General features: G+C 59.0%; 21 protein-coding genes. 8 read left to right on the plus strand and 13 right to left on the minus strand.

Going from position 1 to position 19,523, the window contains the following annotated elements; translation table 11 throughout:
- Complete coding sequence (locus tag AC07V0_RS25835; RefSeq protein ID WP_018930004.1) at window positions 1–1,713, minus strand: cation:proton antiporter; 1,713 nt, start codon at window positions 1,711–1,713, stop codon at window positions 1–3.
- Window positions 1,714–1,912: 199 nt separating this feature from the next.
- Here AC07V0_RS25835 and AC07V0_RS25840 point away from each other — a divergent pair, with 199 nt between their 5' ends.
- From AC07V0_RS25840 to AC07V0_RS25850, 3 genes are all read left to right on the plus strand, one after another.
- Complete coding sequence (locus AC07V0_RS25840; RefSeq protein ID WP_019582515.1) at window positions 1,913–2,155, plus strand: glutaredoxin family protein; 243 nt, start codon at window positions 1,913–1,915, stop codon at window positions 2,153–2,155.
- A 160-nt stretch (window positions 2,156–2,315) separates the two neighbouring features.
- Window positions 2,316–2,636 (plus strand): hypothetical protein, encoded by a 321-nt coding sequence (locus AC07V0_RS25845; RefSeq protein WP_007895054.1) that lies wholly within the window; start codon window positions 2,316–2,318, stop codon window positions 2,634–2,636.
- Between the two features lie 72 nt (window positions 2,637–2,708).
- Window positions 2,709–3,599, plus strand: coding sequence for a pseudouridine synthase (locus AC07V0_RS25850; RefSeq protein ID WP_064616753.1), 891 nt, complete (start codon window positions 2,709–2,711; stop codon window positions 3,597–3,599).
- An 84-nt stretch (window positions 3,600–3,683) separates the two neighbouring features.
- Here the strand turns inward: AC07V0_RS25850 and AC07V0_RS25855 are convergent, their stop codons facing one another.
- Together AC07V0_RS25855 and mobA are read right to left on the minus strand one after the other, a co-directional pair.
- On the minus strand, window positions 3,684–3,905 hold the full coding sequence (locus AC07V0_RS25855) for a YgdI/YgdR family lipoprotein (RefSeq protein ID WP_064616755.1): 222 nt from the start codon (window positions 3,903–3,905) through the stop codon (window positions 3,684–3,686).
- Window positions 3,906–3,981: 76 nt separating this feature from the next.
- Window positions 3,982–4,584, minus strand: a complete 603-nt coding sequence (mobA, locus tag AC07V0_RS25860; protein ID WP_064616757.1) for a molybdenum cofactor guanylyltransferase MobA — start codon at window positions 4,582–4,584, stop codon at window positions 3,982–3,984.
- 81 nt (window positions 4,585–4,665) lie between these two features.
- Between mobA and moaB the strand changes: the two genes are divergently transcribed.
- Window positions 4,666–5,205, plus strand: a complete 540-nt coding sequence (gene moaB / locus AC07V0_RS25865; RefSeq protein ID WP_007940044.1) for a molybdenum cofactor biosynthesis protein B — start codon at window positions 4,666–4,668, stop codon at window positions 5,203–5,205.
- A complete protein-coding gene (locus AC07V0_RS25870; protein ID WP_086944669.1) occupies window positions 5,189–6,415 on the plus strand; it encodes a molybdopterin molybdotransferase MoeA in 1,227 nt (408 codons plus the stop codon). Before moaB ends, AC07V0_RS25870 begins: the two co-directional genes overlap by 17 nt.
- A gap of 66 nt (window positions 6,416–6,481) precedes the next feature.
- On the opposite strand, the gene AC07V0_RS25875 is transcribed toward AC07V0_RS25870, so the two are convergent.
- Window positions 6,482–6,790: a hypothetical protein gene (locus tag AC07V0_RS25875; protein ID WP_086944670.1), complete on the minus strand. Its 309-nt coding sequence runs from the start codon at window positions 6,788–6,790 to the stop codon at window positions 6,482–6,484.
- Window positions 6,791–7,114: 324 nt separating this feature from the next.
- Between AC07V0_RS25875 and yegS the strand changes: the two genes are divergently transcribed.
- Window positions 7,115–8,032, plus strand: a complete 918-nt coding sequence (gene yegS, locus AC07V0_RS25880) for a lipid kinase YegS (protein ID WP_086944698.1) — start codon at window positions 7,115–7,117, stop codon at window positions 8,030–8,032.
- On the opposite strand, the gene AC07V0_RS25885 is transcribed toward yegS, so the two are convergent.
- From AC07V0_RS25885 to AC07V0_RS25895, 3 genes are all read right to left on the minus strand, one after another.
- Window positions 8,016–8,675 (minus strand): response regulator, encoded by a 660-nt coding sequence (locus AC07V0_RS25885; protein WP_019582509.1) that lies wholly within the window; start codon window positions 8,673–8,675, stop codon window positions 8,016–8,018. The genes yegS and AC07V0_RS25885 overlap by 17 nt on opposite strands.
- A complete protein-coding gene (locus AC07V0_RS25890; RefSeq protein WP_018929997.1) occupies window positions 8,672–9,565 on the minus strand; it encodes a sensor histidine kinase in 894 nt (297 codons plus the stop codon). Before AC07V0_RS25890 ends, AC07V0_RS25885 begins: the two co-directional genes overlap by 4 nt.
- A 491-nt stretch (window positions 9,566–10,056) precedes the next feature.
- Window positions 10,057–10,527, minus strand: coding sequence for a hypothetical protein (locus tag AC07V0_RS25895; RefSeq protein WP_019582507.1), 471 nt, complete (start codon window positions 10,525–10,527; stop codon window positions 10,057–10,059).
- Between the two features lie 462 nt (window positions 10,528–10,989).
- On the opposite strand from AC07V0_RS25895, the gene AC07V0_RS25900 reads away from it, so the two are divergent.
- The gene (locus AC07V0_RS25900; protein ID WP_018929995.1) at window positions 10,990–11,925 is read left to right on the plus strand and encodes a chemotaxis protein CheV; all 936 of its coding nucleotides are present in this window, start codon (window positions 10,990–10,992) and stop codon (window positions 11,923–11,925) included.
- A gap of 140 nt (window positions 11,926–12,065) precedes the next feature.
- Window positions 12,066–12,869 carry an MOSC domain-containing protein gene (locus AC07V0_RS25905; protein WP_019582506.1) on the plus strand — a complete coding sequence of 268 codons (804 nt, stop codon included), beginning with the start codon at window positions 12,066–12,068 and terminating at the stop codon, window positions 12,867–12,869.
- Between the two features lie 68 nt (window positions 12,870–12,937).
- Here AC07V0_RS25905 and ppnP read toward each other — a convergent pair whose 3' ends face one another.
- From ppnP to atuC, 6 genes are all read right to left on the minus strand, one after another.
- Window positions 12,938–13,222, minus strand: a complete 285-nt coding sequence (ppnP, locus tag AC07V0_RS25910) for a pyrimidine/purine nucleoside phosphorylase (RefSeq protein ID WP_018929993.1) — start codon at window positions 13,220–13,222, stop codon at window positions 12,938–12,940.
- Window positions 13,223–13,296: 74 nt separating this feature from the next.
- On the minus strand, window positions 13,297–13,845 hold the full coding sequence (locus tag AC07V0_RS25915; protein ID WP_086944671.1) for a 3'-5' exonuclease: 549 nt from the start codon (window positions 13,843–13,845) through the stop codon (window positions 13,297–13,299).
- A gap of 71 nt (window positions 13,846–13,916) precedes the next feature.
- Entirely contained in the window at window positions 13,917–15,878 is a 1,962-nt protein-coding gene (locus AC07V0_RS25920; protein WP_457327303.1) for an acetyl/propionyl/methylcrotonyl-CoA carboxylase subunit alpha, read from the minus strand.
- Window positions 15,879–15,931: 53 nt separating this feature from the next.
- The gene (locus AC07V0_RS25925; protein WP_086944673.1) at window positions 15,932–16,729 is read right to left on the minus strand and encodes an enoyl-CoA hydratase/isomerase family protein; all 798 of its coding nucleotides are present in this window, start codon (window positions 16,727–16,729) and stop codon (window positions 15,932–15,934) included.
- Window positions 16,726–17,883 carry a citronellyl-CoA dehydrogenase gene (gene atuD / locus AC07V0_RS25930; RefSeq protein WP_457327302.1) on the minus strand — a complete coding sequence of 386 codons (1,158 nt, stop codon included), beginning with the start codon at window positions 17,881–17,883 and terminating at the stop codon, window positions 16,726–16,728. Before atuD ends, AC07V0_RS25925 begins: the two co-directional genes overlap by 4 nt.
- Before the next feature lie 23 nt (window positions 17,884–17,906).
- Window positions 17,907–19,523, minus strand: a complete 1,617-nt coding sequence (gene atuC / locus AC07V0_RS25935) for a geranyl-CoA carboxylase subunit beta (RefSeq protein ID WP_086944675.1) — start codon at window positions 19,521–19,523, stop codon at window positions 17,907–17,909.

Raw genomic sequence — 19,523 nt, forward strand, 5'->3', positions numbered from 1 at the left:
TCAGCGTTCCTCATCGTCGGCGCCAGGGTAAAAATCGTGCAGCAGGCGATAGCGGTCATGCCGTACCTGGTCGACCCGGTCCTGCACCTGCTGGCCGGGTATGCCCAGCATGATCAGAGCGTGGGAGGCGAGCATCAGGCTGGACTCAAGCAACTCGGGTACGACTTCGCTGGCACCGGCCGCCTTCAACTCGGCCAACTGGCTGTCATCCCGGGTGCGCACCAGGATCGGCACGGTCGGGTTGAACCGCCGTGCTTCCTTGAGAATCAGCAGGGCGATGTCCGTCTTGTCCACGGCAACCACCAACAGTCTTGCGCGCTCCAGCCCTATCGCGATCAGCAGCTCGCCGCGGCGTGAGTCGCCATAGTGCACACTGCTTTCATTGACCACAGCTTCCTGGACCCGCACCGGATCGGTGTCCAACGCGATGTACGGTTGCTGAACATGACGCAGGAAACGCCCGATGGATTGACCGACGCGGCCGTAGCCACAGATCACCACGTGATTGTGCAGGCCGGCATTGAGCGCGCTGATTTCTTCGAGTTCGGCTGCTTTGTTGGGTTTGCGGTGCAGACGCATGGCGATGCGGGGAGCGGCGCGCAGAAGTAAAGGCGTTACCAGCATCGAGCAGAACGTGGCCGCCAGCAGCAGGCCGCCGAGGTCGGCGGGCATCAGTTTGTTCTGTTGCATCTGCGCCATCAGGGCAAAACAGAACTCACCCCCCTGGGCCAATGCCAGGCCGCTGCGCCATGCAGTTTCGCCATCGCTGCCGCGCCATTTGACCAGCAGTGCGACCAGGGTGCCCTTGATCAGCAGCAACCCCAACGTCAGACCGAGAATCAGCAGGCCGTGGCTGGCAAACAGGCGCAAGTCGATCAGCATGCCGATACTGACGAAGAATACTCCGAGCAGAATATCGCGGAACGGACGGATATCGGCCTCGATCTGATGTCGGTAATGGCTTTCCCCCAGCAGCATGCCGGCGAGAAAGGCGCCCAGGGCAGGAGAGAGGCCGAGCAGGTGAGTCAGCCAGGCCGTCAGCAGAACAATCACCAGTGCCAACAGCACGAACAGCTCCGCGGACCGGGCCGCGGCGACTTCATGGAACAGCCGTGGCAGAAACCAGCGACTGACCAGCAGCAAACCGACGAACAGCACCAGGGTCTTGGCCAGCGTCAGCGGCAGCGCCCAATACCAGGCCTGGTCACTGCTGCCGGCGAACACCGGCACAAGCGTCAGCAGCAACACCGCAACCACGTCCTGGAACAACAGCACGGCGATGGCATTCTGGCCGTGACGGCTGAATATTTCGCCGAGGCTGCTCAACTCCTTGCTGACAATGGCGGTAGACGACAGCGCCAGACCGGCGCCGAGTAACAGGGCTGGTGTGATCGGCATGCCGAACAGCATCAGCAAAGCTCCCAGCAAGATCCCGGACCCCAGCACTTGCAGGCTGCCCAGGCCAAACACCACCTGGCGCAGTGCGAGCATCTTCGACAGGGAAAACTCAAGCCCCAGGGAGAACAGCAGGAACACCACGCCCAATTCGGCCAGATCGGGCAAATCTTCGTTTTCATTCACCCAGTTGAACGCTGTCGGCCCGATCATCAGCCCTACGCACAAGTAGCCCAGCACCGGTGGCAAACGCAGGCGCTGGAACAGTGCAATCACCACTAGGGAGGAGGCGAGGATGATCAACAAGTTGGCAAACACAAAAAACTCCGGTGAGGGTTCTGGCTACTCAAGCGTAGAGGCAAAAAAGACGCGAGCATTGCGCAAATGACCGGCGACGCAAATGATTTGCGTCAGAGTTTTGCTGAAATCTCTTGAAGTCACCGTTGCTCGGACGTCGGCTCGACTGCGTTTGATGGCGGGCCTAGAATGAGCGCTTACTTCGTTTGGTCTTGTCGTCATGCCTCCTGAATGTCAGCTGTTCGGCACCGTTGGTTGCCATCTTTGTGAAGTCGCCGAAGCCATGCTGATGGAGTTTGTCGAGCGTGGTCTGTTGGTGGAGCTGGTGGATATCGCTGATGATGAAACCTGGTTCGAAGCCTACAGCCTGCGTATTCCGGTGTTGCGTCGGGTCGATACCGGCGCTGAACTGGGCTGGCCGTTTAGTGCCGAGCAGGTGGTGGCGTTCCTGCGCGAGTCCTGACACTGCTGGCGATGCCCCACCTGTCGCGATCCTCGTTTCATTCGTTGGCGAAAGGTTGGTTATTCGGTTACTGTATGTCTATACAGTTATTCGGATTGCCTGCCATGCTTCTCCCTGTTCGGGTTTGGGCAGATGATCCCGGACGTCAGAGGGATGAAATGTGGTCAATGTCGAACAATTGAAGAACAGCGTGAACCGGATGTCGGCGGACGTGGTGCGCGAGGCGGTTCTCGAGTTGCGTCTGGATGGTCTGGTCACGGAAGGAAAAACGCCTTTCAACAAACTGCATTTCAATACCTGTTTCGCCGAAATCGAAGCCTTGTTCCAGCGTGCGGGTTATCACCGGCAGCTCGATGTTGTGGGCTATCAGGGGTTGTTGTATGCGCTCTATGATCCGGGTCGCTGGGAAGCGGTCGATGTGCTGCGCTGGCTCAAGGAGTTCACCGAAGCGGCCGCTCGAACGCAGTCAATACCGGCCTGAGGATTCTCTTCTAGGTTCGTTCCGGCCACTGTTGGATAATGCTGCCCTGCATTGAGGGTTAGAGTTTTTCGTATGTCCACTTCATCGTTTTCTGCTGCGCACAACCAGGCCAGCACGCTCTATCTGCCGCCTGGTCCGTGGCAGACCGTATTCGATTGCCTGTGCGAACACTTCAGCGCCATCGGTCGTGAGCAATGGCTGGACAGAATTGCTCGCGGTCGTGTCCTCGATGGACAAGGCATGCCGATCGCCCTGGATCTGCCTTACAAGGAAGGTCTGCGGATTCATTATTTTCGTGAAGTACCGGACGAAAAACCGATCCCGGTGGTGGAGTCGATCCTCTATGCCGACGAGCATCTGGTGGTGGCGGACAAACCGCACTTCCTGCCGGTGACGCCGGCTGGGGAGTATGTGGAGCAGACATTGCTGCGACGACTGATCCGGCGACTGGATAACCCGCATCTGGTGCCTTTGCATCGTATTGACCGGCATACGGCAGGGCTGGTGCTGTTCTCAGCCAATCCTCAGAGTCGGTCGGCGTATCAGACATTGTTTCCTACACGCCAGATCGAAAAACGCTACGAAGCAATCGCCCGGGCATTGCCTGAACTGACCTTCCCGATGGTTCATAAAAGTCGACTCATCGATGGCGAACCATTCTTTCGCATGCAGGAAGGTCCGGGCGTCAGCAATACCGAGACGGCTGTCGAGGTCCGGGAAAAAAACGGTGAGTTCTGGCGCTATGCGCTTTACCCGGTAACAGGCAAGAAACATCAGTTGCGAGTGCACATGGCGGCCCTGGGGGCTGGTATCTGCAATGACCCGTTCTATCCGCAGGTGCTCAAGGATGTTGAAGACGACTATGCCAATCCCTTGAAGCTGCTGGCCCAGGGGTTGCGATTTGTCGATCCGGTTACGGGGCACGAAAGAGAGTTCGAAAGCACAATCACTCTGGAGTGGTGATCATAGGCGATCCTGTTTTTCTTCTGCCACGAAAAAGCCCGCTTTAAAAGCGGGCTTTTCTGTATCCGATGGTCGCCGCAAAGATTACAACTCTTTAACGGTACGAATCTGATCCTTGTTGATGCGGGTGTGCTTGCCATCCAGCTGTTCGAACTCGTAAAAGCCCGATTCTTTATCGTACTTAGGCGCGTCGACGGCCTGGATTTCTCGACCGTCATTCAAGGTGATCACTGAAGGCGATGCACAACCGGCGAGGGTCGCAAGGCCCAGGGCGAGCATGAAAGTGGCGAGGGTCCGTTGGGTCATGGGTGTGTCTCCGAATGGAAAATCTTTTGATTGCTGAGCTTGAGACGTATGCAACACGTGCAAGTTCCTTCAATTATCAGTCTGACACAGTGTGATGCGTGCTTAACAGTTCCGGCGTGTTGAGGTTGGCCAGGCGAGAGTCGTTCTCGGGGCACTGCAGGGCCATGGCGCCCAATTTGCGCATCAGTCTGCCCGGGCTGCGCTCGCCTTCGTTCCAGGCCGTCTCGAAAGCCCCTGAAAGAGCGACGGGAATCATGCACAGCAAAGGTTCCCAGTGTTCTCCATGGCGTAGCATCAGCGGTTTGTCCGGATGCTGCGCGGCAGTTTCACGCATGTTCTGGAGCAGCGCCGCATCGATGCATGGCACATCGCAGGGCAATACCAGCAGGTGCGTGTGGCGGGCGGCCTTCAGGCCAGCGCGAATACCCGCCAATGGTCCCGGAAAGTCGCCTTCATCGTCATGGACCAGCTGATCCGCATAAGGCGCATATTTCTCCAGGTTTCTGTTGCAGGAGATGATCAGATCATCACTCAGCAGACGGGTCTTGCGGTGCAGATGCGCGATCAGTGGCTCGCCGTGCCATTCCAGCAAACCCTTGTCCTGACCGCCCATGCGTTGGCCACGCCCACCCGCCAGGAGCAAAATGGAGCATGGCGCCAAAGGTGTATCCGAGGTCATTGCACTTCTCCATGGGGGCGGCGAAAAAATGAGGCGCTGTGATATAACACCGGGCTGTTTCTCCTACAACTGGACGAGCCTATGAAAGCCAAGGCTGATGTACCTTTCGCACCGCTCAACATCGCGGTGCTGACTGTCAGCGATACCCGCACCCTGGAAACCGATACCTCAGGCCAGGTCTTCGTTGACCGCTTGAGCGCTGCCGGTCATAACCTGGCGGCCCGTGTATTGCTCAAAGATGATCTCTACAAAATTCGTGCGCAAGTGGCCAACTGGATTGCCGATGAAGTCGTGCAAGTGGTGCTGATCACTGGCGGTACCGGGTTTACCGGTCGTGACAGTACGCCCGAAGCGGTGAGTTGCCTGCTGGATAAGCAGGTCGATGGTTTTGGTGAACTATTCCGGCAGATATCGGTGGCGGATATCGGTACTTCCACGGTTCAGTCCCGGGCCTTGGCCGGTCTGGCCAATGGCACGTTGGTTTGCTGCTTGCCGGGTTCGACCAATGCGGTGCGCACCGGTTGGGACGGTATTCTCGCCGAACAACTGGATTCCCGGCACCGTCCGTGCAATTTCGTGACTCATCTGAAACAGGCGGCACCCTGTGAATCCCGCGGGTAAGCCAGGCAAGACTGGCAGCCTGATGGCCGTCGAGGTGGCGCTCGCGCGGTTACTGGAAATGGCCGACGCCTCGAGAATTCATGAGTACCAACGCTTGCCGTTGGCGCAGGTTCAGGGGCGTGTACTGGCTGCTGATCTGGTTTCGACACTTGATCTGCCGCCTTGGCCCAACAGTGCCATGGATGGGTATGCCTTGCGCGTCGCCGACTGGACGGGAGAACCGTTGCCGGTCAGCCAGAAGATTTTTGCAGGTCAGGCTCCGGAGCCCTTGAAGCCTGGGACCTGTGCGCGGATCTTCACCGGCGCGCCTGTGCCCGCGGGTGCTGACTGTGTCGAGATGCAGGAGAACGCCGAGGTTCAGGCGGATGAGCGGGTACGTTTCACCGAGACCATGACGCCGGGGCAGAACATCCGTCCACAAGGCCAGGAAACCACCGCCGGTGAGTTGATCTTGCCCGCCGGTACACGCCTGGGGCCCATCGAACAGGGGCTGGCGGCATCGTTGGGATACGCTGAATTGGATGTGGTTCGCAAGGTTCGTGTTGCGGTTTTGTCTACCGGGGATGAGCTGATTGAGCCGGGCCAGGCCCTTGGACCGGGACAGATCTACAACAGCAATCGAGTGTTGCTTTGCAGCTGGTTGCAGCGCTTGGGCTGTGAGGTGATCGATGCTGGCATTCTTCCCGATGATTTAGCGACCACTCGTGCCCGTCTCGGCGAGTTGAAGGATGTCGACCTGATTCTCTCCACCGGTGGCGTATCGGTGGGAGAAGCCGACTTTCTGGGCATTGCCTTGCGGGAAGAGGGCGAGTTGACCCTGTGGAAGCTTGCCATCAAGCCAGGCAAGCCGCTGACGTTCGGGCATTTTCGCGGTGTGCCTGTCATTGGTTTGCCCGGCAATCCGGCGTCAACCCTGGTGACTTTTGCTTTGTTGGCAAGGCCCTACCTCTTGCGCCGCCAAGGCGTAAAAGAGATCGAACCCCTGAAGTTTCAGGTACCGGCAGGGTTTGTCTGGCCAAAGGCTGGTAACCGACGTGAGTACTTGCGCGGACGTCTGGAGAATGGCCGGGCAATCATCTACAGGAATCAGAGCTCTGGCGTACTGCGCAGTGCCGCCTGGGCGGACGGTCTGGTTGAAGTGCTGGAGGACCGTACGCTGATCGAGGGTGATAGTGTGAGCTTCATCCCGTTGAGTGAAGTCCTGGGCTGATGCAGGTCCTGGTTCTGCCACGCAAGCCCGGTCGAAAGCGTTGGGGCTTGCGTGCATGACCGTTCCTTAATTTGCCAGAAGTGTCACGACCTGGTCGAAGCGACTATTGGAGATCCAGCTCAAAAGCCCCAGGACCACAGCTGTTCCGCCAGCTGAATAGGCAAGCCTGTGCTTGATGGATTTGACGTCGCCGCGGACTTCATCCAGGTCTCTGCGGATGTACTTGAGATGTGTCTCCAGTTCAGTGACGCGAGGTTCCATATCAACTTCTCCGGTGGGCTTTGCGCTGCTTTTGAATTCAGCCTGCTGATTGACGTGATTGTCTGAGAACGGCGCAACCGGAGTTACCGGTAGTCTGAGGTCATGGCTTTGCATGGAATAATTGGCTCCTTGCGTTAAAACCATTCAGGTGGCCGATACGGTTATTACTTACGATTTTTGAGGACCTTAAAGGGGTTCCATTCATTGTTTGCACATCCCTGTGTAATTTACTGGTGATGACTGATAACCGCTGACACAACGGTGTACCAATTGCCCTGATGGGTCAATTGAGCCGATTCCTCAGGTTTTGTAAGAAAAAATACCGCTCTGTAGGACTCAAGTGTCCTTCCCCAGGAAATAATTGAAATCCTTGCGACTTTTATGAGGGGCTGCGAGGTCAACATCTCCCATACGGATTCGGAAAGGGGGGTGATCAAAATGAACGAGCGCAAGGCGCTGTTGATTCTGCATGGCAAGCAGGCACTCAATGAGCAGGTCCGTTCAGCTGTCGAAGGCAAGCGCCAACAAGGCTGGGAACTGGCTGTTCGACTGACCTGGGAGGCTGGTGATGCGCAGCGGCTGGTGGGGGAAGCGTTGACGGCGGGCTATACGCAGCTGATTGCCGGCGGCGGCGATGGCACCTTGCGTGATATCGCCGAAACCATGGCGGCGCATTCGACTCAGGCCAGCCTGGTGCTTTTGCCCTTGGGCACCGCCAACGATTTTGCACGCGCCGCGGGTGTGCCCCTGGAGCCCGCTCAAGCGCTGGAGCTTTTGGAGGCCGCCCCGCATGCCATTGATCTGGGGGAGGTGGGTGGGCAGGTTTTTCTGAACATGGCCACGGGCGGCTTTGGCAGTCAGGTCACGGCCAATACTTCCGAGGAACTGAAAAAAATTCTTGGCGGCGCGGCTTATCTCTTCACCGGTTTATCGCGCTTCAGTGAGTTGCATGCGGCCTATGGCGAGTTGCAGGGGCCGGATTTTCACTGGGCCGGTGAGTTGTTGGCATTAGGCATCGGCAATGGCCGACAGGCTGGCGGTGGTCATATGTTGTGCCCGCAGGCGCTGGCTGACGATGGTCTGCTGGATATCAGCATTTTGCCCGCGCCCCAGGAAGTGGTCGGTACCTTGAAAGACCTGCTGACTGATGGCTTCGGAATCGACAACATGTTTGTGCGAGCCCGCTTGCCATGGGTCGAGATCAAAGTATCGGAGGGCCTTTATATCAACCTTGATGGTGAGCCTCTGGAGGGCGATAGCCTGCGGTTTTCGGCACGGCCGGCGGCATTGCGGGTGCATTTGCCCGAGGGCTCGCCGCTGCTGAGCGGCTCGAATCCGGCTAATCGTCCAGACTGATGATTTGCTCGCGCACGGCGAACAACACCAGGCCGGCCACATCGTATATCTGCAAGCGTTTCATGATCTGCGAGCGGTGGGTTTCGACAGTCTTGATGCTCAGGCCCAAGCCATTGGCAATTTCCCGGGTGGATTTTCCGCGAACAATCAATCGCAGGATTTCCAGCTGGCGTGCCGTCAGGTTGTGCGAGTCCTGGGTTGGCGCCTGATTTTTCTGGGTTCGGGTCAGCGCCTGGTTGATGACGGTGTGGGCAATGGCCGGGCTCAGGTAGCGTTCGTTATTGCGCAAGGCATCCAGGGCATGTTCGAGCTCGGTGGCCGTGGTGTCTTTGAGCAGGTAGCCATGAGCCCCGGATTCGAGTGCTTGCATGATGAGCGCCGGGTCGGTGTGCATCGACAGGATGAGCACTTTGCACTGCGGACGTACTCGTTTGAGTCGCTGCAAGGCTTCAAGGCCACCGGTTTTCCTCATGGAGATATCCAGCAGGATGATGTCCGGGGACAGTTGCTCGACCATCTCGAGTAACTGCGAGCCGTCACTGGCCTCCCCAATGACCGCATAGCCGGGAATATCCAGCACCAGAGCGCGCACGCCAGCCCTGATAAGCGAGTGGTCGTCCACCAGAAGTAAGTTACAAGTCAACGCATAACCTTATTCGTACTGGCCCGTTCCAGCGCACGGGGCGCCCAGGGGAAGAGTGCTTCGATTTGAGTGCCTTTGCCCGGCTCGCTGGTCACGGTCAGCGTGCCGCCCAACTGATCGATCCGTTCCGACATTCCGGCCATTCCGCGTTGCCCCTCGCGAGCAGGGTCTGCCGCTGGCTCGAACCCCAGGCCATCGTCACTGATTAACAACGTCAGGCCTTGGGGCAGACGTTGCAGGCGGACCAACAGATTCCTGGCTTCGGCATGGCGCAGCATATTGGTAACCGCCTCTTGAGTGATGCGAAAGGCCGCCACCGCCATTTCTTCCGGTATGCCAGTCAAACGTTGATGGCATTCCAGGCTCCAGTTCACGGACGTATTGGCCAGGGTTCTGAGTAAATGCGCACGCAGACTGGCTTCCAGCCCGAGACTGGTCAACTGTCGTGGGTTCAGGATGGCTGATACATCACGAACTTTGGTCAGGGTTTCGTCCAGCGTATCGCAGAGGACCGAACATTGACCCTGCAGTTCTTCAGGCAATCGACGTTTGAGCCATTCACTCTGAAGTTTTGCGGCGGTCAGCAATTGGCCAATATCATCATGCAGTTCCCGACTGAGCCGGTGACGTTCATTTTCCTGAACTTCCAGCAGACGGTCGGCCAATTCTTGAGGCTGAAACTTTATCGATTTGAGCGAGAGGCGATGCCCCACCCAGACGCAGGTCAGCGCCGCAGTATTGAGCACCAGCAGACTCACCGGCAGAGGCATCGACAAGCTGTAGACCAACAGGCTGCCAAGCGTCGAGCAGGTGCACACGAAAAGCGTGAACCGGCGCGCGCTTTTTCGGGAGGGTGGCCACAGGGCGATTGACTTGAGGCTGGCGTACATAGCGGATGGAGCCAATGGATGTTCGCTGCGGGCAGACCGGTCATAAGGGCTGACGGGTCTCTGTTTGAAAATAGGTTGTATGAGTCGCCTTTAATGATGGCAGTGCAATGCTCGAAATAAAGCCTTCAATGTTATGAGCTTGTTCGCGCCAAGGGGCACTCTGTCATTAATTGACGTCAACGAATGGGCGGCATAATACCACTTAAGATACCGTTGGTCGCGTTCGGCACATAGGTAGGCACCTTCAGGAAATAACGTTTTTGGACGATAGTTCCATAATGGAAAACTTTTTGATTTTTATCTTCGAAAGATATCGAGTGTGCCAGGCGTTTAGTTTCTATTGGCAGGCACTATCTGAAGTCGGGGCGGGGGTATCTATTTGTTTCGAGCTGCCATCGACGGGTATGAAATATTCAATTGCGGTATGCGCACACTCAAGTTACAGGGCGGCATCATTACAATAAAAAATGCGCAACACGGGGTTGGTGAATTTAAGCCTGCCGTTCAGAGAACGAAACGAGCCTGAACTGCTTGGAGTGGCTGGGCGGCTGAAACTGACTTTGTCCCACTTGAAATGCAAACGCTTCGATCAGGGACGTCTGTTCACTGTCATCGAGGCCGAGTTGACCGGTGGTCTGGTCGATGAGTTCGAGTTGCCAGGCCATTAACGTGAAGCAATCCTTGAGCGCATCCAGGGCCTGATCATGCAGGTCCATGTGATTCTGGGCGTGGCTCAGCAATCCATGAATGTGCAGCGAGAATTCCGAAACCGTTGCCAGTGCCAAGGCATCGGCCTTGCTTGCCAGCTTGAGAAGGGTGCTGAGCATGCAATCGATGGCGTCCTTGTCATTGCTGATCAACTGCAAATGACTCAGGCACTCCTCGGACTTGGCCAGGAGTGTTTCAGCCTCGACGAGAAACTCCGGAATCCGCTGGGCCCACTCTTTAGGGTTGTTCGCCATGCTTATCTCCACAACGTCATGTCAGATGAGGGAATGTCGTGTGTGTCGACGAGAACCTTACGTGTCCCGGCGCTGCCATGCCTTGGTGAGATCGCGCTCTGGCAGGCTTGGGCACCGACTGGGGAACTCGAACGAGTGGATGGCCACTGACCTGCGATCGCACACAAAAGCCTGACTCCGTTCATGCAATGAGAATGGCGTCACATTAATGGCTATTGGATATTGCGAATATCAGGTTGGGCCTGATTGTGCCTAGGGGAATCCCTTACACAGGGGAACCTAACGTGCAAACCAAGGTCGCGCCGCAAGGGATGAAGCAGATGAATTCACGGGGTCAGTAAAGCATGATGTTAATGTGACATCAATGCTTGGGCATGGCATTTTGTCCGGGGGTCAAGATTCGGCAAAAACTGCCGATAACTCTCTTTAGTGAATTCATCAGAACAAGCCCAGGAGTCATTAATGGCCGGCATTCTCGACACGGTAGACCAACGCACGCAACTGGTGGGTGAGAATCGCCTGGAAATTCTCATGTTCCGGCTGGCCGGACGGCAATTGTTCGCGATCAACGTCTTCAAGGTCCAGGAAGTGCTGCAGCTGCCGAAGCTGACCCTGATGCCGCAGCGCCACCCTTTTGTTTGTGGCGTGGTCAACCTGCGTGGCCAGACGCTGCCGGTGATCGACCTGTCCCAAGCCATCGGCATGCGTCCGCTGGTGCCAAGCCCCACCAGTACGATCATCGTCACCGAGTACAACCGCTCGGTGCAGGCATTTCTGGTCGGTGGCGTGGACCGCATCGTCAATATGAACTGGGAAGCCATTCTGCCGCCGCCGACCAGCGCCGGTCGCCAGCATTACCTGACCGCCATCAGCAAGGTCGACGATCAGCTGGTGGAAATCATCGACGTCGAAAAAGTCCTGGCCGAAATCGTGCCGTACAACGCCAAGGTCTCTCGCGACAAACTCGACGATCCGGTTCTGGAGCGCGCCCGTGGCCGTGAAGTGCTGCTGGTGGATGACTCGAACGTGGCTCTGTCGCAATTGCGCGACACCTTGGGTCAGTTGGGCGTGAAAATGCATATTGCCAGTGATGGCTTGAAGGCGCTGAACATGCTCAAGGCCTGGGCTGATACCGGTGTGAACATGACTGACAAGCTGTTGATGATCTTCACCGATGCGGAAATGCCGGAGATGGACGGCTATCGCCTGACCACCGAGATACGCAACGACCCCCGTTTGCGCGGCCTTTATGTAGTCCTGCACACCTCGCTGTCGGGTAGCTTCAATGACTCGATGGTCAAGAAGGTCGGCTGCGACAACTTCCTCTCCAAATTCCAGCCCGACAAACTCGTCGACGTGGTGCGTCAGCGCCTGATGCTCGACGAAGTGCCGGCCTGATAACGATCTGGAAAAACGCGGTGGCAGGGTTTGGGGCTGCTGTGCAGCCCAACGGGGGCAAGCCCCCTCGCCACAGGGTCTTTGATTCGGCGATCAAGCTCGTATAGGGTGGCGTTTTTGCCCACCAGGGAGCTGTGGCCATGCATCTGAGCGCGCTTTATCGTTTTCCGTTGAAATCCGGCAAGGGCGAGACCTTGAATCAGGTCAGCCTGGACAAACTGGGGCTGGACGGCGACCGGCGCTGGATGCTGGTCGACGAGGCCAGCGGGCGTTTTCTGACCCAGCGCGCGGAGGCGAAAATGAGTCAGCTGTCGGCGTTGTGGAACGCAAGCGGTGGCTTGACCCTCAGTGCCCAAGGCCATTCACCGATCGATATCGCCTTGCCCGCCAGCGATGCAGAGCTGCGTGGCGTGACCATCTGGCGCGACACCTTGCGCGTGCCCGATGCCGGCATTGCTGCGGCTGCCTGGGTCAGTGAGTTCATCGGCAAGCCGACGCGTCTGGTGCATGTGCCGCTCGATCGTGCGCGGACCACCCAGGCCGGCTACGGCAAGGACGACGATCAGGTGGCTTTTGCCGATGGTTTTCCGTTGTTGCTGATTGGCCAGGCGTCGCTGGAAGACTTGTCGCAACGGGTCGGGCGACCGCTGGAGATGCTGCGCTTTCGGCCCAATCTGGTGATCGAGGGCAGCGAGGCGTTCGCCGAAGATGGCTGGAAGCGCATCCGCATTGGCGATGTCGAGTTCCGCGTGGTCAAGTCCTGCTCACGTTGCATTCTGACCACCATCGACCCGCAGACCGGCGAACGTAGCGACGACCGCGAGCCTCTGGCGACATTGCAGCAATATCGGGCTCAAGAGGACGGCGCGATGTTCGGGCAGAACCTGGTCAATGACGGTAACGGTCGGCTCGAAGTCGGCATGCCGGTGACGATCCTCGAATAGCAGCCCTGAAAAAAAATGCCCGTGTTCTTGGACACGGGCATTTTTTTTCGCTGTGAAACCCTAGGGGGTTAGCCGCGGTATTCGCACAGGTAAGCGGTGTCGACGGCCACTTTCAGCTGGAACTTGCTGTTGGCGGGCACGTTGAACTGGCTGCCGGCGGCGAAGGTTTGCCAGTCGCTGCTGTCAGGCAGTTTGACGGTCAGGGCGCCGGACACCACGTGCATGATTTCACGCTGGCTGGTGCCGAATTCGTATTCGCCCGGTGCCATGACGCCGATGGTCGCCGGACCTTCAGCGGTGCCAAAGGCGATCGACTTGACGGTGCCGTCGAAGTACTCGTTGACTTTAAACATGGGCGATTCCTCGAAAAGGGCTAAAAAGGGCCGGCCAGTATGCACAAGGTGTCGATAGGCGTCACCTCCTGCACTCAAGGATTGGCGGGGAAAATCAGCGGCAACAGGCGCGCGGTATTGCGCGCATCCTCCAGCGCCCGATGCTGCTGACCGTTGAACTGCAGGCCCGCCAGTTGCAGGGCGCCATTAAGCCCCAGCGGGCGCTCCAGTCGACAGGCCTTGGCGAAACGTTGCTTGAGATTCATGTGCGGCACCCGGTTCAGGGCGCTGTCGAGTTGCAGCCGCTGCCATTCCTGAAGCAGCTGTTTGCGGTCGTAGTCACCCCAACTGGCCCAGCCTTCCAGATTCGAGAGATGTTGGTCGAGCCAGTGTTCGAACGAAACCCAGACGTCGCTCAGGGGCTGGGCAGCATCGACATTGGCCTGGGTGATGTGGGTCAATTCGCGGCAAAACGGGGTCAACAGGGGCCGACGCAACGGGCGCACGAAGCACTGGAAGTGATCCAGTTCCCGGCCTTTGCGGTCCACGAGGGTGGCGCCGATTTCGATGATTTCCATTTCTGTTACTGGCCAGCCGCCCTCATCGGTGGTGGCTTCCAGATCAATGACCAGCCAGTGAGGCATTGCAGGTTTCCTGGTATCCGCATCCTGATAGGGCTTGAGCGTAGCCAAACCCGGCGGATCCGCCTAGCGGCTTATTCGACCTCCAACAGAATCTGACGATTTTTTACCTGGTCGCCGACCCTGACCTGCAAGCGCTTGAGCACGCCGTCGATACCCGATTTGAGTGGATGCTCCATTTTCATCGCTTCAAGCACCACCAGCAGTTGCCCTTTGCTGACCGGGCTGCCCTCACTGACCAATACGTCGACGATCGCCCCGTCCATCGGCGCCTTGAGCGTGCCGGAGCTGACACTGGCCTGGCCGCTGACCAGCGCCCGGGTCCGATCGACCAGCCGCAGGCTGCCGGGGCGCGTGAACAACCAGAGTTGCCCGGCTTCGAGGCGGTAGGCATGGCGTTGGCGGATGCCGTCGATTTGCAGGGTGACCCAGCGTCCGTCGCACTGGATGACCTTCAGTTCGAGGGGCCGGGCGCCAACCTGAACACGGTAGAGCTTGCCAGGTTCAGCGTGCAGTTCGACCGGCCATTCCTGATCCTCCAGGCCGATTCGATAGTACAGAGGCGCGCTGGCGTTGTTGCGCCAACCGGCCAGCGGGGCGGGGTGAGCCTGCGCTGATACTTGATAAAAAAGCACCGCGGCGATGGCCAGCTCGTCGGCGCTCGGCGCATGAGGGTGCAGGCAGGGATGGTCGGCGAAGTACGTGGGGATGAACCCGGTGCTGAACTCGCCACTGATGAACTGGGAGTGTTCCAGCAGATTGGCGAGCAAGCGCTGATTGCTCTGCACGCCCAGCAGCACACTGTCCTGTATCGCCCGCAGCAACTTGCGTCGGGCTTCTTCACGGGTGGCACCGTGGGCGATGAGCTTGCCCAGCAGCGGGTCATAGAACGGGCTGACAGACTGGCCTTCGATCAGGCCATGGTCGATCCGTACGCTGCCCTGGATCGCTGGCTCCCAGGCCACAATTCGACCGGTTTGCGGCAGAAATCCCTGGGCCGGATCTTCGGCGTACAGGCGCACTTCCATGGCATGCCCGTTGAGCTGCACCTGTTCCTGTCGTAGCGGCAGCGGTTGCCCTTCGGCGATGTGTAATTGCCAGGCCACCAGATCGAGGCCGGTGATCAGTTCAGTCACCGGGTGTTCCACTTGCAATCGGGTGTTCATCTCCAGGAAGTAAAACCGGCCGTGAGCATCCAGTAGGAATTCCACGGTACCCGCCCCCACGTAATTCACCGTGCGACCCGCCTTGAGCGCCGCCTCGCCCATGGCCTGGCGCAACTCGGTGGTCATCGCCGGGCAGGGCGCTTCTTCGATGATTTTCTGGTGGCGGCGCTGGATCGAACAGTCGCGCTCGCCGAGGTGGATCAGGTTGCCGTGCTGGTCGCCGAACACCTGAATTTCAACGTGACGCGGATCGATCAAGGCTTGTTCGAGGATCAATTCGTCGCTGCCAAACCCGTGCAGCGCTTCGGAGCGTGCGCTACGGAGCTGTTCCGGCAATTCGGCGGCGCTGTGCACCAGGCGCATGCCGCGACCGCCACCGCCGGCACTGGCCTTGATCATCAGCGGATAGCCGATGCGTTCGGCTTCGCGGCGCAGGGTGGCGTCGTCCTGTTCGCTGCCCTGATAGCCTTTGATGCAGGGCACGCCGGCTTTGATCATGGCCAGTTTCGACAGCCGTTTACTGCCCATCAGCTCGATGGCTTCGGAGCTGGGACCGATGAAGATGATGCCGGCTTGTTGGCAGGCGAGGGCGAAGCCTGAGTTTTCCGAGAGGAAGCCGTAACCGGGATGGATTGCATCGGCACCGGTGCGCCGGGCGGCGTCGATGATGGCCGGGATGTTCAGATAAGACTGCTGCACCGGGGCCGGGCCGATGTTCACGGCTTCGTCGGCCATCTGCACGTGCAGCGCATCGGCGTCGGCGTCGCTGAATACGGCGACGGTGCGGTAGCCCAGCTCTTGCGCGGTGCGCTGGATACGGCAGGCAATTTCACCGCGGTTGGCGATCAGGATTTTTTTGAGGGCGGGCATCGGTTATTCCCTTGGTTTTTTGCGGTGAATGTAAGGGCTTGCTCGCGAAGCTCTTAAACGGACCACCCTGGTTTGCGCTTCTGCACAAAAGCCATCGTCCCCTCGATCCCTTCAGCCCCGGTCACTGCTTCGCTGAACCACTCGGCTGCCTGATCCAGCAGATCATCCGAGGGTTGTCCGGCACTCGCCAGCAACAGCTTTTTGGTCGCCGCGTTCGCTCCCGGTGCGCAACACAACACATGGGCCAGCATCTCATCAAGGCGTTCGGCCAAGGCTTGTGGGTCATGTTCGACAAAATGCACCAGCCCCATGCGCCGCGCCTGGGTACCATCGAAGCGTGCGGCGGTCAGGGCCAGTCGGCGGGCCTGGGTCAGGCCGATGCGTTGCACCACGTAAGGCGCGATCTGCGCCGGCAACAGGCCGAGGCTGGTTTCCGGCAGGCCGAACTGCGCCTGATGATCGGCCATCGCGATGTCGCTGACGCAGGCCAGGCCGAAGCCGCCGCCAAGCACCGCACCTTGCAGCACCGTAATCACCACTTGCGGCGCGTGTTGCACCTCTTGCAGTAGCGCACCGAACGCACGATTCAAATCGCGGTAGGCGGGCTGGCCTTGAGCGCGGGCGTTGGCCATGTCCTTGATGTCGGCACCGGCACAAAAATGCCCGCCGGCACCGCCGATCACCAGCGCACGAATCTGCCGATCATCGCGAACCGCCGCCAGCACCGCACGCAGTTCGGTGACCATCTGCAAGCTCATGGCATTACGGCTTTCGGGACGATTGAGGGTGATGTGCAGCACGCTGTCATGCAGGCCGAGCAACAGGGTTTGACAGGTGGGGAGGGTGCTCATTTGTTTTTCCCCGGCAGGATGCCCATGAGTTTGCAGATGATCCCCAGCATGATTTCGTCGGCACCGCCGCCAATCGATACCAGCCGCACATCGCGGTAAGCCCTGGCCACCGGGTTGTCCCACATGAAGCCCATGCCGCCCCAGTATTGCAGGCAACTGTCGCTGACTTCCCGGCCCAGTCGCCCGGCCTTGAGTTTGGCCATGGAGGCCAGACGGGTGACGTCCTGGCCTTTGATGTATTGCTCGGTGGCCTGGTAGACCAGCGCCCGCAGGCATTCGATTTCGGTTTGCAGTTCGGCCAGGCGAAAGTGGATGACCTGGTTGTCGATCAGCGCGTTGCCGAAGGTTTTGCGCTCCTTGCAGTACTCGATGGTGCTGTCTACGCAGTACTCCAGGCCTTTGATCATGTTCGCCGCGCCGAACAGCCGCTCTTCCTGGAATTGCAGCATCTGCATCATGAACCCCGCGCCTTCGTGGCCGATGCGGTTGCGTTGCGGCACGCGCACGTTATCGAAAAACACCTGGGCGGTTTCCGAGCTGCGCATGCCGAGCTTGTCCAGGTGCGAGCTGAGGCTGATCCCGGGGCTGCTCATCGGCACCATGATCAGCGACTTGTTGATGTGCGGTTTGTCGTCCGAGGTGTTGGCCAGCAGGCAGATGAAATCGGCGCTCGGCGAGTTGGTGATCCACATCTTGCAGCCGTTGATCACGTAGTCGTCGCCGTCCTTGCGGGCGGTGGTTTTCAGCCCGGCGACGTCGGAGCCCGCGCCGACTTCGGAAACACCGATGCAGCCGACCTGCTCGCCGGTGATCGCCGGCCGCAGGAATTCTTCGCGCAGTTCATCGGAGCCGAAACGCGCCAGGGCCGGGGTGCACATGTCGGTCTGCACGCCGATGGACATCGGAATGCCGCCGCAATGAATGGTGCCGAACTCTTCGGCCGCCACAATCGAATAGCTGTAGTCGAGGCCCATGCCGCCGAATTTTTCCGGTTTGGAAATCCCCAGCAAACCGAGCTCGCCGGCCTTGCGAAAGATCTCATGGATCGGAAAACGCCCGGCCTTTTCCCATTCCTCGACGTGGGGATTGATTTCATGATCGACGAATTGGCGGACGGTGCGGCGCAGTGCTTCGTGTTCCTGGGTGAAGATCATTTTTATTGTTCTCCTGATCGCCCTTAGAAGCGGGCGACACCAAAGCTGTTGGGTTGCAGCGCCCGAACCTCGGCCTCATGGCAGATGTCCAGCAAGTATCCAAGTAACGTGCGGGTATCCCGTGGATCGATCAGCCCGTCATCCCACAGGTTGGCGCTGCCATACAGCGCGGTGGACTGGCTGTCGAGTTTCTGCGCGGTGACCTGTTCCAGCATGTCGAGCATTTTCGGGTCGGGCACCATTCCGTCCTTGAGTTGTTTGGCTTCGGTGACGATCCGCAGCACTTTGCCGGCCTGGGCGCCGCCCATCACCGCGGTACGGCTGTTGGGCCAGGCGAAGATGAAGCGCGGGTCGAGACCGCGGCCGCACATCGCGTAATTGCCGGCACCGTAGGAACCGCCGACGACGATTGTCAGTTTAGGCACCCGGGCATTGGCCACCGCTTGAATCATTTTCGCGCCGTGCTTGATCACGCCTTGCTGTTCCGACTCGGTGCCGACCATGAAGCCGGTGGTGTTGTGGAAAAACAGCAACGGCGTCTGGCTCTGGTCGCAGAGTTGAATGAACTGCGCGGCCTTGCTCGCGCCTTTGGGGGTGATCGGGCCGTTGTTGCCGATGAAACCGCAGGCTCGACCCTGGATCTGCAAATGCCCGCATACCGTCTGCTGATCGAACTCGCTTTTGAATTCGAGGAAGTTCGAAGCGTCGGCAACCCGCGCGATGATTTCACGCACGTCGTAAGGTTTTTTCGGGTCATCCGGGATCAGCCCCAGCAGTTCGTCGATAGGGTAGAGCGGCTCTTCCCACCGACGTTCCGGTAACCACGGCAACTGATCGTTCCACGGCAATAGACTGACAATCTCGCGCACCTGGCGCACGCCATCGGCATCGTTCTCGGCCAGGTATTCGGCGGTGCCGGCGGTTTGCGCATGCATCTCGGCACCGCCCAGTTCTTCGTCGGTGGCGACTTCACCTGTGGCGGCCTTGAGCAGCGGGGGGCCGGCGAGAAACAGCTTGGCCTTGCCGCGCACCACCACCACGTAATCCGACAACCCTGGCTGGTAAGCACCGCCCGCCGTGGCCGAGCCGTGGACCACGGTGATCTGCGGCAAGCCCATCGCCGACATCCGCGCCTGATTGGCAAAGCTGCGCGCGCCTTCGACGAAAATTTCCGCCGCATAGTTGAGGTTGGCGCCACCGCTCTCGGCGAGGGTGATCACCGGTAGTTTGTTTTCCATGGCGATCTGCTGCAGACGCAGGGACTTTTTCAGGCCGCTGGGGGAAATGGTGCCGCCCTTGATCGCGCTGTTGTTCGCCACCACCAGCACCCGCACGCCGGATACGTAACCGATCCCGGCGATCAAACCGCCGCCGGCCGCGCTGCCGTCCTTGTCGTCGTGCAGCTTGTAGCCGGCCAGGCTCGCCAGCTCGAGGAATGGCGCGCCGGGATCAAGCAGCAGGTTCAGCCGCTCCCGGGGCAGCAATTGCCCGCGCTTGTCGAACCTCGGTTTGGCTTCCGCGGCTTTATTCAACAGGTTCTGTTCGAGCTGGCGGACCTGCTGGATGCCGGCCAGCATGGCCGCATGATTGCGTGCGAACGGTTCGCTGAACGGGTCTATCTGGGACTGGATGACCGGCAT

The organism is Pseudomonas sp. GW821-FHT01E10 (assembly GCF_059422365.1).

Excerpts from the sequence above, each read along its gene's own strand:
- AC07V0_RS25840 (WP_019582515.1), top strand. The coding sequence starts at position 1,913 with ATGCCTCCTGAATGTCAGCTGTTCGGCACCGTTGGTTGCCATCTTTGT.
- AC07V0_RS25850 (WP_064616753.1), top strand. The coding sequence starts at position 2,709 with ATGTCCACTTCATCGTTTTCTGCTGCGCACAACCAGGCCAGCACGCTC.
- AC07V0_RS25855 (WP_064616755.1), bottom strand. The coding sequence starts at position 3,905 with ATGACCCAACGGACCCTCGCCACTTTCATGCTCGCCCTGGGCCTTGCG.
- mobA (WP_064616757.1), bottom strand. The coding sequence starts at position 4,584 with ATGACCTCGGATACACCTTTGGCGCCATGCTCCATTTTGCTCCTGGCG.
- moaB (WP_007940044.1), top strand. The coding sequence starts at position 4,666 with ATGAAAGCCAAGGCTGATGTACCTTTCGCACCGCTCAACATCGCGGTG.
- AC07V0_RS25875 (WP_086944670.1), bottom strand. The coding sequence starts at position 6,790 with ATGCAAAGCCATGACCTCAGACTACCGGTAACTCCGGTTGCGCCGTTC.
- yegS (WP_086944698.1), top strand. The coding sequence starts at position 7,115 with ATGAACGAGCGCAAGGCGCTGTTGATTCTGCATGGCAAGCAGGCACTC.
- AC07V0_RS25890 (WP_018929997.1), bottom strand. The coding sequence starts at position 9,565 with ATGTACGCCAGCCTCAAGTCAATCGCCCTGTGGCCACCCTCCCGAAAA.
- AC07V0_RS25895 (WP_019582507.1), bottom strand. The coding sequence starts at position 10,527 with ATGGCGAACAACCCTAAAGAGTGGGCCCAGCGGATTCCGGAGTTTCTC.
- AC07V0_RS25900 (WP_018929995.1), top strand. The coding sequence starts at position 10,990 with ATGGCCGGCATTCTCGACACGGTAGACCAACGCACGCAACTGGTGGGT.
- AC07V0_RS25905 (WP_019582506.1), top strand. The coding sequence starts at position 12,066 with ATGCATCTGAGCGCGCTTTATCGTTTTCCGTTGAAATCCGGCAAGGGC.
- ppnP (WP_018929993.1), bottom strand. The coding sequence starts at position 13,222 with ATGTTTAAAGTCAACGAGTACTTCGACGGCACCGTCAAGTCGATCGCC.
- AC07V0_RS25915 (WP_086944671.1), bottom strand. The coding sequence starts at position 13,845 with ATGCCTCACTGGCTGGTCATTGATCTGGAAGCCACCACCGATGAGGGC.
- AC07V0_RS25920 (WP_457327303.1), bottom strand. The coding sequence starts at position 15,878 with ATGCCCGCCCTCAAAAAAATCCTGATCGCCAACCGCGGTGAAATTGCC.
- AC07V0_RS25925 (WP_086944673.1), bottom strand. The coding sequence starts at position 16,729 with ATGAGCACCCTCCCCACCTGTCAAACCCTGTTGCTCGGCCTGCATGAC.
- atuD (WP_457327302.1), bottom strand. The coding sequence starts at position 17,883 with ATGATCTTCACCCAGGAACACGAAGCACTGCGCCGCACCGTCCGCCAA.
- atuC (WP_086944675.1), bottom strand. The coding sequence starts at position 19,523 with ATGCCGGTCATCCAGTCCCAGATAGACCCGTTCAGCGAACCGTTCGCA.